At 73.5% G+C, this 13887-nt stretch carries 16 protein-coding genes; 6 read left to right on the forward strand and 10 right to left on the reverse strand.

The annotated features are described in order from the left end of the window. Positions 1-98: 98 nt before the first annotated feature. Together sigJ and ACIRGB_RS22165 are read left to right on the forward strand one after the other, a co-directional pair. Entirely contained in the window at positions 99-992 is an 894-nt protein-coding gene (gene sigJ, locus ACIRGB_RS22160; protein WP_403867672.1) for an RNA polymerase sigma factor SigJ, read from the forward strand. 53 nt (positions 993-1045) lie between these two features. Then, positions 1046-1651 carry a GPP34 family phosphoprotein gene (locus ACIRGB_RS22165; protein ID WP_403867675.1) on the forward strand — a complete coding sequence of 202 codons (606 nt, stop codon included), beginning with the start codon at positions 1046-1048 and terminating at the stop codon, positions 1649-1651. Between the two features lie 26 nt (positions 1652-1677). Here ACIRGB_RS22165 and ACIRGB_RS22170 read toward each other — a convergent pair whose 3' ends face one another. Together ACIRGB_RS22170 and ACIRGB_RS22175 are read right to left on the reverse strand one after the other, a co-directional pair. Next, positions 1678-2061, reverse strand: coding sequence for a hypothetical protein (locus ACIRGB_RS22170; RefSeq protein ID WP_003978453.1), 384 nt, complete (start codon positions 2059-2061; stop codon positions 1678-1680). Beyond that, positions 2061-2300, reverse strand: coding sequence for a hypothetical protein (locus tag ACIRGB_RS22175; protein ID WP_059296486.1), 240 nt, complete (start codon positions 2298-2300; stop codon positions 2061-2063). The genes ACIRGB_RS22170 and ACIRGB_RS22175 overlap by 1 nt, the downstream gene beginning before the upstream one ends. A gap of 150 nt (positions 2301-2450) precedes the next feature. On the opposite strand from ACIRGB_RS22175, the gene ACIRGB_RS22180 reads away from it, so the two are divergent. Together ACIRGB_RS22180 and ACIRGB_RS22185 are read left to right on the forward strand one after the other, a co-directional pair. Beyond that, positions 2451-3512 (forward strand): NAD(+)/NADH kinase, encoded by a 1062-nt coding sequence (locus ACIRGB_RS22180; RefSeq protein ID WP_403867679.1) that lies wholly within the window; start codon positions 2451-2453, stop codon positions 3510-3512. A 145-nt stretch (positions 3513-3657) separates the two neighbouring features. Further along, a complete protein-coding gene (locus ACIRGB_RS22185) occupies positions 3658-4122 on the forward strand; it encodes a spore-associated protein A (RefSeq protein WP_403867682.1) in 465 nt (154 codons plus the stop codon). Between the two features lie 83 nt (positions 4123-4205). Here ACIRGB_RS22185 and ACIRGB_RS22190 read toward each other — a convergent pair whose 3' ends face one another. The 3 genes from ACIRGB_RS22190 to ACIRGB_RS22200 are packed head-to-tail and all read right to left on the reverse strand — an operon-like array spanning position 4206 to position 6689. After that, on the reverse strand, positions 4206-4952 hold the full coding sequence (locus ACIRGB_RS22190; protein WP_403867685.1) for a class I SAM-dependent DNA methyltransferase: 747 nt from the start codon (positions 4950-4952) through the stop codon (positions 4206-4208). A gap of 57 nt (positions 4953-5009) precedes the next feature. Next, positions 5010-6014 (reverse strand): MerR family transcriptional regulator, encoded by a 1005-nt coding sequence (locus ACIRGB_RS22195; RefSeq protein ID WP_403867687.1) that lies wholly within the window; start codon positions 6012-6014, stop codon positions 5010-5012. Between the two features lie 3 nt (positions 6015-6017). Then, positions 6018-6689, reverse strand: a complete 672-nt coding sequence (locus ACIRGB_RS22200) for a HEAT repeat domain-containing protein (RefSeq protein WP_403867690.1) — start codon at positions 6687-6689, stop codon at positions 6018-6020. 97 nt (positions 6690-6786) lie between these two features. Here ACIRGB_RS22200 and ACIRGB_RS22205 point away from each other — a divergent pair, with 97 nt between their 5' ends. Beyond that, on the forward strand, positions 6787-7605 hold the full coding sequence (locus ACIRGB_RS22205) for an SAM-dependent methyltransferase (protein ID WP_403867693.1): 819 nt from the start codon (positions 6787-6789) through the stop codon (positions 7603-7605). Positions 7606-7765: 160 nt separating this feature from the next. Then, complete coding sequence (locus ACIRGB_RS22210) at positions 7766-8485, forward strand: phosphatase PAP2 family protein (RefSeq protein ID WP_403868169.1); 720 nt, start codon at positions 7766-7768, stop codon at positions 8483-8485. Between the two features lie 53 nt (positions 8486-8538). On the opposite strand, the gene ACIRGB_RS22215 is transcribed toward ACIRGB_RS22210, so the two are convergent. From ACIRGB_RS22215 to ACIRGB_RS22235, 5 genes are read right to left on the reverse strand one after another with little or no spacing between them, the layout of a single operon-like run. Further along, positions 8539-9864, reverse strand: coding sequence for a glutamate-1-semialdehyde 2,1-aminomutase (locus ACIRGB_RS22215; protein ID WP_403867700.1), 1326 nt, complete (start codon positions 9862-9864; stop codon positions 8539-8541). A 7-nt stretch (positions 9865-9871) separates the two neighbouring features. Next, positions 9872-10423, reverse strand: coding sequence for a dTDP-4-dehydrorhamnose 3,5-epimerase family protein (locus ACIRGB_RS22220; protein ID WP_403867702.1), 552 nt, complete (start codon positions 10421-10423; stop codon positions 9872-9874). Further along, positions 10420-11652, reverse strand: a complete 1233-nt coding sequence (locus tag ACIRGB_RS22225) for a polysaccharide pyruvyl transferase family protein (RefSeq protein ID WP_403867705.1) — start codon at positions 11650-11652, stop codon at positions 10420-10422. The genes ACIRGB_RS22220 and ACIRGB_RS22225 overlap by 4 nt, the downstream gene beginning before the upstream one ends. After that, the gene (locus tag ACIRGB_RS22230; protein ID WP_403867708.1) at positions 11649-12596 is read right to left on the reverse strand and encodes a glycosyltransferase family 2 protein; all 948 of its coding nucleotides are present in this window, start codon (positions 12594-12596) and stop codon (positions 11649-11651) included. Before ACIRGB_RS22230 ends, ACIRGB_RS22225 begins: the two co-directional genes overlap by 4 nt. Beyond that, entirely contained in the window at positions 12593-13882 is a 1290-nt protein-coding gene (locus ACIRGB_RS22235; RefSeq protein ID WP_403867711.1) for a hypothetical protein, read from the reverse strand. Before ACIRGB_RS22235 ends, ACIRGB_RS22230 begins: the two co-directional genes overlap by 4 nt. Positions 13883-13887: the final 5 nt, after the last annotated feature.

A 13887-nucleotide genomic window follows, 5' to 3' on the forward strand; every position in this document is an offset into this window, starting at 1 on the left:
GCCGCGGTCCCCTTTTCCGCCCGGGGGCAGTAGATCGTAAGGTTTCACCAGCCCGACGAAACGGGTCGGCGAAAGGTAAGGCGAGGGGGCGGTCGGGCATGGGGACGGCGGGGGCGAGGACCGACGCGACGGTCGGAGAACGGCGCCAACTGATCAATGTCGCCTACCGCTTGCTCGGTTCGCTGGCCGAGGCCGAGGACGCCGTGCAGGAGGCCTACGCGCGCTGGTACGCGCTGCCGCGCGGCAGACAGGAGGAGATAGCGTCCCCGGGCGCCTGGCTGACGACGGTCACCGGCCGGGTCTGCCTGGACGTGCTCGGCTCGGCACGGGCCCGGCGCGAGCGCTATGTGGGCGCCTGGCTGCCGGACCCGCTGCCCGCCCACGCCGAGCGGGACCGCGGACACGGCGCCGACCCCGCCGACCAGCTGGTCCTGGACGAGTCGGTGACCATGGCCTTCCTCGTGGTCCTGGAGTCGATGACCCCCGCGGAGCGGGTGGCCTTCGTCCTCCACGACGTCTTCCGCTACCCCTTCGCCGAGATCGCGGGCATCCTCGGCCGGACCCCGGCGGCCTGCAAACAGCTCGCGGCCTCGGGCCGGCGCCGGGTGCGCGACGCACGGGTTCAGGCGGCCCCCGCGGTGCAGGCCGACGTGGTGCGGCAGGTGAAGGCGGCGTGGGAGACGAAGGACATCGCGGCGCTGGTCGACCTCCTCGACCCGGCCGCCGTCATGACCGCCGACGGCGGCGGCCTGGTGGGTGCCGTCCTGCGCCCGGTCGAGGGCGGCGCCCGCATCGCCCAGTACATGGTCGCCATCGCCGACAAGGCCCCGGGCCTCGAACTCCTGGAGCGCTCGGTCAACGGAGTGCCGGGACTGGTCGCCCGGCGCGACGGCGCCGTCATGACCGTGGCCGCCTTCGACGTCGCCGAAGGCCGTGTCAGCCGCATCTGGGCCGTCCGCAACCCCGAGAAGCTGCGGCCGTGGGTAGGCTGAGCGGGATCGCGGCAGGCGTGTCGCAGCAGAGGTGACAGATGGGGAGTTCCGTCATGACCACAGCGCACGACCTGACGATCGTCACTCTCGAGGTTCCCTCCGACTCCCCGGTCGAGCGTGGCGACCTGTCGCTGGCCCTGGCCGGAGCGGAACTGATCGACCTGCTGGCAGCGGGGACGGTCGAGCTGGACGGTCTCGACCTGCGGCCGGGGTCGCCCGGCGGCTCCGGCGACCGGCTGCTCGACGCGGCGGCGGCGTCCCTGGCCGGGCAGGAGCCGGCCGAGTCCGTGAGTGACTGGCTGTGGCGCCGGGGAGACGGCCTGGCGGCGCAGTACCTCGCCGCCGCGGGCGCGGACGACGGTGGCCGCGGGCGCCGGTGGCGGACCGCACGGCGCGGTGCCGACCGGCCGGCCCCGGCCGATCCGTCGGCCCGCCGGCGCGCCACCGACCGCTGGACCGGCGGCGACCCGGTGCTGGTGAGTCTCGCGGCCGCGGTCGGCGTCCGGCACGAGTCGGCCGACCAGTTTGCGGATCCCGAGGACGACCGGACCGCGACGGTCCTCGCCGCGGTGCACGACGCCGTGGTGGAACTGGCCGCCACCCGGCAGCGCCGCAGCATCGAGGAAGCCGGGTTCGACAACATCTGGCGTGGGATGTGACGACCGCACGGTGACGGCCTCGCCGGTCAGATGCGCCAGGAACGGAGCACGTCGGCGATGTCGTAGATGCTCAGCCGGGTCTCGCGGACCTTTCTGATCAGATCGGACAGGGCCCCGTAGGGCGGATCGATGCCCTCCCCGGACTGGTCCATGTACTGACCGGTGACGAAGGCCGCGAAGAGACTGTTGCGGTGGGGGAGCGGTTCGAGCCGCACCACGGTGTGCAGGAGGGCGGCCGCGCGCCAGGCGCTGTCGGGGTTCGACGCGGCCAGGGTCGGCATCCGGGTCTTGTGGCGTGCCACCGCCGCGACGAGGGCCGAGTAGTCCGTGACCGACACGTCCTCGTTGTCCAGAGCGGCGTCCTGGACGTCCAGGAGCCAGGGGACATCGATGTACAGGGGCTCGCTCATCAGGCGGCGCTGACTCCCTCGCCGCGCTGGGACGGTGGGATCTCGTCCGGGAACGCCTCGTCGAACTCGGCGCGCAGCCGGTCCGCCCACGAGACGGCCCCGGCGACGAACCGCTTGCGCTGCATCTCGCGGACACCGAGGTCGTGCATGTACTGCTTGAGGCTCTTGCCCTCGGCCGCGGCGGCAGCGCGGACGCCTTCCATTTCTTCCTCGGTGAAGGTCACGTTGAGTGATGGCATACCCGCATGGTACCTACTCGGTACCTGATGTGCGACTCGCCGGACGGGGAAGGGCGCCCCGGCATGTCGCGGCCCGCCCCGTCGCGGGGGTCGGCGAGGATTCCGTCGTTCGCCGTCCCCGGAGCGCGGCCCGGGAGCAGGGAGGCAGTGGTGACGATCGAGCGGGTCGGACTCGTGGTCCACGGCGGTCGCGAGGGCGCCGCGGAAGCGGCACGGGAGGTCCGGGAGTGGTGCGACCGCAACGCCGTGGCGTGCACGGACATCGACGTGTGGAGCGACGCGGGTCGGCACAGTGCCCGCGAGGAGGTGGACGCGGCCGGTGACCCGGACCTCGTCGTGACCCTCGGCGGTGACGGCACCTTCCTGCGCGGCGCCCGGCTCGCCGCGGAGAACGACGCCCTGATCCTGGGCGTGGACCTGGGACGGGTCGGGTTCCTCACCGAGGTCCCCGCGCCGGCGGTGCGCTCCGCCCTCGACGCCGTCCGCGCGGGCCGGCTGGAGCCGGAGAGCCGCATGCTGCTCACGCTGCGTGCCTCCCGGCTCCTGGAGATCCCAGCGGAGATGGAGGCGCTGCTGCGGTACGGGCGAGGACCGCTGCTGCCTGCCCCGCGGGTGCGGACCGACTGCGAGAGCGGGGGCGAGTGGGGCGTCGCGCTGAACGTCACGGCCCTCAACGACGTGGTGCTCGAGAAACTGTCACGGGACCGGCAGATCTCCGTCGGCGTCTACATCGCGGGCCGGCTGCTGGCCTCGTACTCCGCCGACGCGCTGCTCGTCGCGACCCCGACGGGTTCCACCGCCTACAGTTTCGCCGCCGGCGGCCCGGTCGTCTCGCCCCGCGCGGAAGCACTCGTCTTCACCGCGGTGGCCCCGCACATGACGTTCGACCGCTCCGTGGTCACCGCGCCGGACGAGCCCGTCGGCATGCGGATCCTCGAACGGTCCGGCCGGGCCGCCGTGAGCATCGACGGGCAGCTGCGGGGCGTGCTCGATCCGGGCGACTGGCTCGGCGTCTACGCCGCTCCCCGAAGGCTGCGGGCGGTGCGCCTCGGACCCATGGACTTCTACGGCCGCCTGCGCGACCGCATGCGGCTGACCGACGCCCCGGCCGCGGTCGCCGACGGCACGCCCGCCCCGCTGTGGCCGGTCAGCACGCCCCCGCCGGGAGACCTCGCCCATCTGGCGATGCCGGAGCCGGCGGCCGAGGACTGACGCCCGCCGATCTCTACGCGAAAACAAGTAAATATCTGTCAACGGCGTACAACCCCCGAAGGGGCGCAAAGGTCTCAACAGGTGGCTTCAGCAACACCATGGGGAGGCCGGCCGATTCACGGATCGAGGTGCCATGAAGCGTTCCATGCAAGCCGTAGGGGCGACGTTGACCGCCGTCGGGGCCATCGGGGCGGGGCTGTTGGTGTCGGCTCCCGCCGCCGGCGCGGCGACCGCCGGTGCGACCGCGTCGTACAACGGGGCCTGCGGCTCCGGCTACAAGGTGGTGAACTCCATGCCGATCGGTACCACCGGCACGGTGTACCTCACCTACAACTCGTCCACGGGCAAGAACTGCACCGTGACCATCCGCAACAGGACGGGCACACCGACGTACATGGTGGCCTACGTGCGCAACGTCGACAGCAGTGAGGACCAGTCCGACGCGGGCGACTACACGTCGTACGCCGGGCCGGTGTACGCGTTCGCGCGCGGCGCCTGCGTGGAGTGGGGCGGCGTCATCGACACCCTCCAGGCCTGGAACTACGGCTCGAACTGCGGCGCACTGGCGGGCAAGGCCCCGCAGAAGGACTGGTTCGCCGGCCAACGCTGACACGGCGCCGGTCACCCACCGGGGGCTCCTCCGTACGGCGGAGCCCCCTCGACGAGAACTCTCCCTCGGGCGGGGCGCCGTCCTCAGACCGGCTTGCGCCACACGGAGACGTGCTTCGCGGAGTCCTGCGTGAACGGGGTCCCGTCCCAGTCCCCGACCCGGCGTTCCCGCTCCAGTCCGGCGATCCGCGCCATCAGGTCCAGCTCCGCGGGCCAGGCATACCTGTGCCGGGAGGCGTCGCGGCGGTAGGTGCCGTCGGCCGGGTCGCGGGTGAAGTGGTGCGAGACGAGGACCTGTTCGACCAGGTCGAAGGTGTCGAAGCCGAGATGCCGCTCGGAGACGTCGAACGGCACCGCGACCTGACCCGGCGGCAGGAACCGCAGCGGGGGCACGCCCAGCTCGATGACGAACCGGCCGCCGGGGCTCAGATGGCGCGCCGCGTTCCGGAAGCACTCGACCTGCTCGTCCTGCGTGAGCAGGTTGGTGATGGTGTTGTAGACGAGGTAGACCAGCGTGAACTCGCCGGGGACGACGGTCGTGGCCATGTCCCCGAGGAACACCGGCAGCGTCTCCTCGTCGGTCTTGCGCCGCAGGACCGCCGCCATGTGCTCGGAGAACTCGATGCCCACCACCGGCACGCCGCGTTCCCGCAGCGGGACGCCCACGCGTCCGGTGCCGATGGCGAACTCCAGCGCCCGGCCGTCTCCGGCGAGTTCGGCGAGGAAGTCCACGGTCGGCCCGAGGACGGCGGCGGAGGCCATCCCGGTCGCGGCCTCTTCGGCGTCGTAGCGGTCGGCGGTCTCACGGGTCCACAGTTCGCTGCTCGTCACGGGCGGACATACTGCCGGGCCCGACGGTGCGCTGTCGACGCGATTACGCCCGGGACGTCACCGCGCCTCGCGCAGCCGGAGAAGGTACGCCGCGGTCAGCGCGACGGCACGGTCCCCGTCCCGCGACAGCTCGGTCAGCGCCCGGGACGCCCTCGGGCCCGGGATGCCCGCCAGCGCCTGGGTCAGCCGGCCGCGCGCGGGCGCCTCGGTGGTGTCGTGGGCGAGCCGGCCGACGAGCCCGGCCGCGATCCGGTCCGCCGTCGCGGTGTCGCCCGCCAGCACGCTCAGCACGTCCGCCGCGTCGGTGTCGTTGCGGCCCGCCACGATCATCTCGATGAGCGTCGGGACCGCGTCGGCCACCCCCTGCGCCCCGAGCGCCAGTGCCGCGTACCCGCGGACCACGGCGTCGGGGCTCGCGAGGGCGTGCCGCAGCCGCGCGGTGGCCGCACCGCCGGGCAGCTCGGTGAGCGCCTGGACCGCACGCTCCCGCACCGCGGCCACCGGTGACCCGAGGCCCTCCGCCAGCAGGTCCGCGGCGTCGTCGCCCGACCGCGCCAGCGCCCAGCGGAGGGCTCCGGCGACGTTGGTGTCCGTCTCGCTCAGCGCCGCCTCGACCAGGGCTTCCACCGGCACCGCCGCCTCGTGGACCGAGGAGAGGGCCGCCCGCTGGCGCGCGTCCGCGCTCTTCGAACCCAGCGCCTGGAGCAGCGCGACGGCCTGGAGCACGTCCTCCCAGCCGCCGGGCCCCGCGGCGTCGATCCGGCGCAGCCGGGTGAGCAACTCGGTCTCGGCCGCGATGCGTTCGCGGGTCCGGCGGATCAGGTCGGCGACGAGTGCCGAGGGCTCGAAACCGGGCTCGTCGAGCGCACGTCCGATCTCGCGCAGCGACAGCCCCAGCGACCGCAGGCTCTCCACATGGAAGATCCGCCGGATGTCCTCCCGGGAGTACTCCCGGTAACCGGAGCCGGTGCGGCCCGAAGGCCGCACCAGGCCGAGCGACTCGTAGTGCCTGAGCATGCGGGCACTGACCCCGGACCGTCGCGCCACCTCACCGATCAACACGCTCTATGGTCCCTCGGGACCGGACCCGCCGAGGGCCACGACGCGCTTCGCCTCCTCGATCGCCGACGCGAACCCCGCGTCGGGATCGCGCAGCAGCCGCAGCGTGGCGAGGGCGTGCGCCCGCGTGTGCGGGGCAGGGGCGGTCGTCGCGGCATCGAGAACCTCCACGACCGACTCGCCCAGCGCGACCAGCGCCCGGCTGAGACTCAGCTGCGTCTCCCGGCCACCACGTCCCAGCTGCGTCGACAGCACCGCGGCCAGGGCGGGCTCCTCGCCCTCGGGCACCAGGACGACCGCGGCCCGCCAGGCACTGCGCGCCACCTCGTCGTCGGCGTCGCAGAGCACCGCCCGGGTGATCACCGGCCACGCCCGCCGGTCCCCGATCTTGGACAGCGTGTGCAGCGCCTGGCTGCGTGCCTGTGAGCGGTCCGAGCGGACCTCACCGACCAGCCGGTCGAGCGTCAGGGACACCGGATGACGGGTGAGCGCCCAGGTCAGCATGTCGCGGACGAAGAACTCCGGCTCGATCGCGGATCGTTCGACGAGCTTGTCCACGAAACGCGGGTCCGGCGCCGATCCGGCCGAGAGGGCCGCCCGCAGCCGCACGGACGCACGCCCGTCCTCCAGAGCCCTGAGTGTTCGCATCGGCTCCGCGTCCTGACTCGTCATGGTCATCGGGACCACCTCCTCGTCCGCAGTGAAGACCTTGTCACCGTGTCAAGGTCAAACAAGTGGTGGCCGGGGCTCCTCGGCACGGGAGAGGATGGGGGCCATGACGGGAGACAGTTCCTCCATCGACAGCACCAGGCCCAGCATCGCCCGCGTCTACGACTACCTGCTCGGCGGCAAGGACAACTACGCGGTGGACCGGGAGATCGGTGACGTGTTCAAACGCGACCTCCCCGGTTCGGTGGCGATCGCCTTCGCCAACCGCGCGGCGCTGGTGCGGGCGGTGCGGGAGATCGTGACGACGACCGGGGTGCGGCAGTTCATCGACCTGGGCAGCGGCCTTCCCACCGCCGACAACGTCCACCAGGTCGCGCAGCGCACGGCACCCGAGACCCGGGTGGTGTACGTCGACACCGACCCCCAAGTACTGGTCCACGGGCGGGCGCTGCTGGAGGAGAACGACCGGACCCGGGTCGTACCGGTCGACGTGCGCGACCCCGAGGGCATCCGCGGCCATCCGGACACCCGGGAGCTGATCGACTTCGACCGCCCCGTCGCCGTCATGTTCAGCGCCATCCTCCACCACGTCAACGACGAGGAGGACCCCGCCGGGATCGTCCGCCACTGGCGCGACCGCGTGCCCTCCGGGAGCTACTTCTTCGTCAGTCACTTCCGCTCCGGGAACAACCCGGAGACCGCGGAGGCCGAGAAGGTCCTCCAGGGGACCTTCGGCCGCGGCCGGTGGCGGACGGACGCGGAGATCGAGGCCCTGCTGGACGGCCTGGAGATCCTCGAACCGGGGATAGTGCCGGCCCCCCGATGGCGTCCCGAGACGGCCGCTGATCCGCAGCTCGGCGGTGGTGAGCGGGAGTTGACCGTCTGGGAGCGCCTCATCGCCGCCGGGATGGCCCGGAAGCCGTAGGCCGCGCAATGGCCCGAACCGGCTGTTATCAGGCCGACCGGAACGACTACGGTGGGCTGGACCCGAGAGCGGTCGGCGCGCCGGCCGGCGAGCCGGGTGAAGCGGGGGAGTGGGCGAGGACGTGGGAGAGCACGACAGGTCGCCCGGGGGCGGTGGACGGGTGACCGGCCGGCCGGGGCCCGCGGTGCTGCCGTCGTCGCTGCGCGTGGGGTGCGCCCTGATCGCCGCCCTGGCCGCGCTGGTGGTCCTCGTCGTCGGAGTCACGTACACCGGCGACAGCGAGCCGGGCGCGGCGGACGCGCGGATCTGGGCGGTGGTGGACGGGGTGGGGCCGCCGTGGCGGCACGTCGCCCTGGTCACGGACTTCCTGGGGGAGCCGGTGGGAGCGGTGCTGCTGGTCGCGGCCGTCGTGACGGGCTGCCTGCTGCTGCGGCGCCCGCGCGCCGCCGTGTTCGTGGTGACCGGCGCCGGTCTGACCGTGGGGACGACCACGCTGCTCAAGCCCGTCGTGGGACGCACCATCCACGGCGACAACCTGTCCTTTCCGAGCGGGCACACCGCCTTCCTCACCGCGCTCGCCCTCATGGTGTCGCTGCTCGCGGCCGGCCGCCTCGGCCTCGGCCGGGCGGCCGGCACGGCGTTCGTCTTCGCCGCGGGGCTGGTGGCCGGTGCCGCCATGGGCTGGGCGCAGGTGGCCCTGGGCTCGCACTACGCGACCGACACCCTCGGCGGCTGGTGCACCGCGCTGGCGGTGCTGCCGGTGAGCGCGTGGCTGGTCGACCGGACGTCCGACCGGCTGGCCAAGCGTGCGACCGCCGACCGGCCGGCGGACGAACCCGCCGACCGGAGAGCCGGCGCCGGCCGGCAGCAGGGCCGCTGACCCGGCGCCGGGTCGCGTACGGCGTCGCCCTTCGGCGCGCCGTGCGCCTCGCCTCACGCCAGGCGGCGGAACACCGGCTTCACCGCTCGTCCGCCCATCCAGGGCGTGGGATCGGCGGCGTCCAGCGCCTTCCGGTACACCGCACAGGCCTCGGCCACTACGTCCACGGTGTGTGCGATGTCGGCCTCGTCGAGCGCGCTGCTCACCACGAACGACGGGGCCAGCACCCCGCCCGCGAGGAGCCGGCGCAGGAACAGGGTGCGGTACGGCTGCGACGGCTGCCGGTTCTCGTCCAGGGTGGCGAAGACCAGGTTGCTGGCCCGGCCCCGGACGACGACGTGGTCGCCGACGCCCATGCTCGCCGCGGCGTCGCGGACCCCGGCGGCCAGCCGCTCGCCGAGGGCGTGCAGCCGCGCGGTGACCCCCTCCTCGGTGTAGGTGGCCTGCACGGCCATCGCGGCGGCCAGCGCGTGCGTCTCCGCGCCGTGGGTGGTGGACAGCAGGAACACCCGGTCCCCGGAGTGACGCAGCCCGCCCCGCTCCATCAGCGCGCGGCGCCCGGCCAGCGCGGAGACCGCGAACCCGTTGCCCAGCGCCTTGCCGAACGTGGAGAGGTCGGGCACGACGCCGTACAGGCCCTGGGCGCCCGCCTCCGACCAGCGGAAGCCGGTGATCATTTCGTCGAAGACCAGCACGCAGCCGTACCGGTCGGCCAGTTCCCGCAGACCGGCGAGGTACCCGGGCGGCGGGTCGGCGTGGGTGGCGGGCTCGAGGATCAGGCAGGCGACCTCGTCCCGGTACCGGACGAGCAGTTCCTCCGTGGCGGCCAGATCCCCGTACGGGAACGCCACGGTGAGTTCCCCGGTCGCCGCCGGGACACCGGCGGACATCGGCGTGGTGCCGATGAACCAGTCGTCGACGGAGAAGAACGGATGGTCGGCGCAGACGGCCACCCGCGGGCGCCCGGTGGCCGCCCGGGCCAGACGCACGGCGGCGGTGGTGGCGTCGGAGCCGTTCTTGGCGAACTTCACCATCTCCGCGGTCGGCACCGTGGCCAGGAACCGTTCCGCGGCCTCGACCTCCACGACGGACGGCCGGACGAAGTTGCCGCCCCGGTCGATCTCCCGCCGCACCGCCTCCGTCACCCGGGGATGGGCGTGGCCGAGGCTCACCGACCGCAGCCCGGAGCCGTACTCGATGTAGCGGTTGCCGTCGACGTCCCACACATGGGCGCCCCGGCCGTGGCTGATCACCGGCGCCAGGTTCTCCGGATACTGGTCGTCGCCCTTGGCGTAGGTGTGCGCGCCCCCGGGGACCATGGCGTGCAGCCGCTCGTTCGCCCGGCGCGACCGGGGCAGTTCGAACTCCTCCGTGTTCACCGCGGCCTCACCCTTCCAGGTGCTTCAGGACCTCGGCGAGGCTCGGCGCCTGCCGGTCCCGCGCGGAGGTCGAGGTGACCGGCAGCGGCCAGGGGACGGCCAGCTCCGGGTCGTCGAAGGCGATGGTCACGTCCTCGGCCGGATCGTGCGGGCGGTCGATCCGGTACGACACGTCGGAGGTCTCCGTCAGCGACTGGAAGCCGTGCGCGCACCCCGCCGGGACGTACACGGTCGCCTGCGTCTCGCCGGACAGCTCGAAGTAGGCCCGGCCCAGGTACGTCGGCGAGTCCGCCCGCAGATCCACGACGACGTCGAAGATCCTCCCGTACGAGCACCGCACCAGCTTGGCCTCGCCCGCGCCGGAGCGCAGGTGCAGGCCGCGCAGCACGCCCCGGACCGAGCGCGAGACGCTGTCCTGGACGAAGGCGGCCGGGTCGAGGCCCACCGAGCGGACCACGTCGGCGTCGAAGGTGCGGCAGAAGAAGCCGCGTTCGTCGGCGTGCGGCGTCGGCTCGAACAGGTACGCGCCGGCGATCTCCGGCACTTCGGTCGCCTTCATGGTGCCTCCCGAGGGGCGTGGGTGGGACCGGCCGCGGGGAACAGGGCCGCGGCCAGGGCGGCGAACTGCTGCTCGACGCGCCGGGCGACGACCAGGTTCCGCTCGAAGAGGGCCTGCCGCACCTCGGCCGACCGCCGCTCCAGCTCGCGGAACTGCTCCAGCAGCCGGTCGGCGTCGGCCTCGCGGGCCGAATGGCAGTACGCGCCCATCCCCATCTCGGCCATGAGCACGTCGCTCTTCGCCGAGTAGCTGAGCGCGAGGGTCGGCGTACCGACCTTCAGGGCGCACACCAGGTTGTGGTAGCGGGTCGCCACCACGCTGTCGGCGCTCGCGGTCTCCTTCATCAGGTCGGCCAGCGAGGCCGCCTCGGCGACGGTGACCAGCGGCGAGCCCACCGCGTCGACGATCGCGGCGGCCACCGGCCGGTCGAGTTCGTCGCCGGTGAGCAGCCGGACCGGCCTGCCCTCGTCGACCAGCGCGCGCACGAACCGCGTCGTCCCGTCGAGGTAGCGCCGGTGGATCTCCTCGGCCCGGTCGCGTTCGTCGTTGCTCCCGTGGAAGTCCATGATGCCGACGCACACCGGGCCCCGGGTGTCCGCGGGCTCGCTCGCCGACGGCGCCGGCAGGGCGAACACGAGGTCCGCGTAGACCTCGTCCCGCGCGGTGTTCACGCCCATCGCCCGCATGGCGTCGCGCGACTGGCCGTCCCGGTACGACCGGTACGCGGCCAGCCGCGTCGACCAGCGGGTCAGCACCCGGGTCGGCCGATCGCCGATCGGACCGGCGCCGACGCTGACCAGCGCGACGCGGGTGCCGAGCAGCCGGCCCGTCAGACAGAGCAGGAACAGCGAGTACGGGAAGCCCCACGGCCTGAGCGGCAGCGTGGTCTCCAGCACGCCGGTGCCCGGCACGACCACCGCGTCGTGCCGGCGCACCCAGGCGGCGGTCCGGACGACGTCGACGAGTTTGCCCAGCGCCTTGGCCGCGATCGCGCCGACCCGGGAGGCGGTCCGGTACTCCCCGCGGTACCAGTTCAGCCGCGTCGCGGGAATCCCGTACCGGGTGGCGACGATCTCGGGCCCGCCGCACATCGCGTCCAGGACCGCGTCGGGACGGGCGGCCCTGAGGTGGTCGAGCACTGCCTCCAGCGACCCGTCGTTGCCGCTGTTGCCGACGCCGAACAGGCCGAACACGCCGACGTGTAAAGGCTTTTCGCTTACGGAGGTCATGCCCGCCCTCCCTCGCGGCCGGCGACCAGGTCGTCGACGGAGACCGTGAGCCGGTCCGGGTCGACGGGGGCGCGGTCCTCGACCCGCTCGCCGGCGCCCGGCCGGACCCGGCTGGTCAGCCACGCGGCCAGATGACGGTGGCACGCGCGCCGGTCGGCCGAGGACAGCGGTGCCCGCCCGATCGCCGAGGCGAAGCCCCAGACGTACTCGGCGAGCAGCCGCGGCGTCGGATGCAGCGGGCCCGCCCGGCGCGGGTCCAGGTTGACGCACCGGGCGCGTTTGGAGGGGTTCGCCCGTTCTGCCCGGGTGGGGTGGTCGCGGCGGAAGTACAGCAGCTCCGGCACCTGGTGGAAGGGACCGTGCAGGGTGATCTCGGCGACGAAGGTGCGGTCGGCGTGGTGGTAGCTGTCGTGCGGCTTCACCCGGCGCAGCACGGAGGCCCGCATCACCCCGTAGAAGTCGTCGCCCCCGGGCTCGAACAGCAGGCTGCGGAACCGCTCCGGAGCACGCGGGGAGTCGGTGGCGAGCCCGTACTCGTAGGGGACCTTCACCTTGCCGTCGCCGTCGATGACCGCCTGGCCGCTGTGCGCGAGAACCACCTCCGGACGCTCGTCCAGTGCCTCGACGCAGCTGCGCAGCAGGTCCCGGGCGTACAGGTCGTCGTGCGAGGCCCACTTGAACAGCTCGCCGCGGCACTCGGTGAACACGTAGTTGTGGTTCGGGGCGGCACCGATGTTCCGGGGCAGCCGGAGGTACCGGATGCGGGAGTCCCGCGCGGCGTACCGGCGGCAGATGTCCTGGGTGCCGTCGGTCGACGCGTTGTCGGATATCACCAGTTCGAAGTCCTCGTAGGTCTGGCCGAGCAGGGCGTCCAGCGCCTCGGCGAGGTATTCCTCGCCGTTGTAGACGGGCAGGCCGATGCTCAGCCGGGGGTGGGGGGTCATGTGTTCCTCACTTCGGGGAGGGGATGGTCGTGGCGCTCGCGCAGGGCGGCCCGCAGTTGCAGCCACCACACGGCCGAGCCGCAGGCGGACGCGGCGGCGGCGCCCCAGGCCGAACCGACCGTGCCGCCCGCGACCGCGCCCGCGAGCCCGCCGGTGACATAGCAGGCGGAGGCGAACAACTGGCAGCGCAGACTGCGCCGGGCCGCGGCGAGCGCCCGCAGCCCGGCCGCCGCGCCGGTGCCGAGCCCGGCGCCCGCGACGCTGAGCGTGACCGGCACGATCAGCTCCGAGGCCCCGCTCCAGACGTCGCCGAGGACGAACTCGCCGAGCCGGTCCGGCACCAGCAGCAGCGCCGCGCCCCACGCCAGCGCGGCGACGGTCTGCCCGGCGCCGAGCAGGAAGCAGAACTTCCCGAGCCGCTGAGGGGCCTGCCGCAGCACCCGCGCCGACTCCGCCACGGTGACCAGCGACAGCCCCATCAGCACCGCGAGGAACGGCCCGAGCAGCAGCTCCGCGCCGCGGAGCACGCCCACCGCGCCGACACCGACGATCGCGCCGAGCCCGTAGGCCCGTATCTGGCCCGCACCGCTGACGCCGACGTTCTCGACCAGGTACCGGTAGCCGAGGTCGCGGTGGTCGCGGTGCCACTCGCGCGCTCCGGTGGGCCGGGGCCGGATGCCGGACTGGAAGCAGCCGTACACCGCCGCCACCGCGGCGGACCCGCCCCAGGCGAGCAGGAAGGCCGGCACCGTGCCCACCCGGGCGGCCACCACCATGGCCGGGACGAGCGCGACGGCCCACACCACGTCGTTGACGAACGCCTTGCGGCCGACGCCGGCGGCGAAGAACGAGTAACGCCAGGCGTCCTGGAGCAGCAGCCCCGGCAGCACGACGCCGAGCGCGGCGAACGCGGCCCCCACCTGGCCGCCGATGCCCAGCCCGGCGGCCACGGACACGGCGCCGATACCGGTGGCCACCAGGAGCGCGGCCCCCGACGCCCGGGCCACCGCCCCGCGCCAGGACGGCTCCGGCACACCGCTGAAGCGCACCACGAGCGGGTCGGTGGCCAGCCCGCGCGAGACGTTGAGGACCACGCCGTAGGTGACCCAGGCCAGGCTGAACACCCCGAACGCGGTCAGTCCGAGCGAGCGTGCCACGTAGATGCCCACCACGAAGTTGGACAGGCTGGAGGCCGCCTGGTCGGCCAGCCCCCAGGACAGCCTGCCGACGACGCCCCGCCGGGCGGCCCCCGCCGGTGTCGTCGTCTTCTCCCCTTCGACGGCCATCGGCG

It is taken from the genome of Streptomyces sp. NPDC102490, from assembly GCF_044765285.1.
GTDB lineage: Bacteria > Actinomycetota > Actinomycetes > Streptomycetales > Streptomycetaceae > Streptomyces.

What these genes read in the sequence shown, in the direction of transcription:
- ACIRGB_RS22185 (WP_403867682.1), top strand. Translation starts at nt 3,658, where the DNA reads ATGCAAGCCGTAGGGGCGACGTTGACCGCCGTCGGGGCCATCGGGGCG.
- ACIRGB_RS22175 (WP_059296486.1), bottom strand. Translation starts at nt 2,300, where the DNA reads ATGCCATCACTCAACGTGACCTTCACCGAGGAAGAAATGGAAGGCGTC.
- ACIRGB_RS22170 (WP_003978453.1), bottom strand. Translation starts at nt 2,061, where the DNA reads ATGAGCGAGCCCCTGTACATCGATGTCCCCTGGCTCCTGGACGTCCAG.
- ACIRGB_RS22235 (WP_403867711.1), bottom strand. Translation starts at nt 13,882, where the DNA reads ATGGCCGTCGAAGGGGAGAAGACGACGACACCGGCGGGGGCCGCCCGG.
- ACIRGB_RS22220 (WP_403867702.1), bottom strand. Translation starts at nt 10,423, where the DNA reads ATGAAGGCGACCGAAGTGCCGGAGATCGCCGGCGCGTACCTGTTCGAG.
- sigJ (WP_403867672.1), top strand. Translation starts at nt 99, where the DNA reads ATGGGGACGGCGGGGGCGAGGACCGACGCGACGGTCGGAGAACGGCGC.
- ACIRGB_RS22205 (WP_403867693.1), top strand. Translation starts at nt 6,787, where the DNA reads ATGACGGGAGACAGTTCCTCCATCGACAGCACCAGGCCCAGCATCGCC.
- ACIRGB_RS22225 (WP_403867705.1), bottom strand. Translation starts at nt 11,652, where the DNA reads ATGACCTCCGTAAGCGAAAAGCCTTTACACGTCGGCGTGTTCGGCCTG.
- ACIRGB_RS22165 (WP_403867675.1), top strand. Translation starts at nt 1,046, where the DNA reads ATGACCACAGCGCACGACCTGACGATCGTCACTCTCGAGGTTCCCTCC.
- ACIRGB_RS22230 (WP_403867708.1), bottom strand. Translation starts at nt 12,596, where the DNA reads ATGACCCCCCACCCCCGGCTGAGCATCGGCCTGCCCGTCTACAACGGC.
- ACIRGB_RS22200 (WP_403867690.1), bottom strand. Translation starts at nt 6,689, where the DNA reads ATGACCATGACGAGTCAGGACGCGGAGCCGATGCGAACACTCAGGGCT.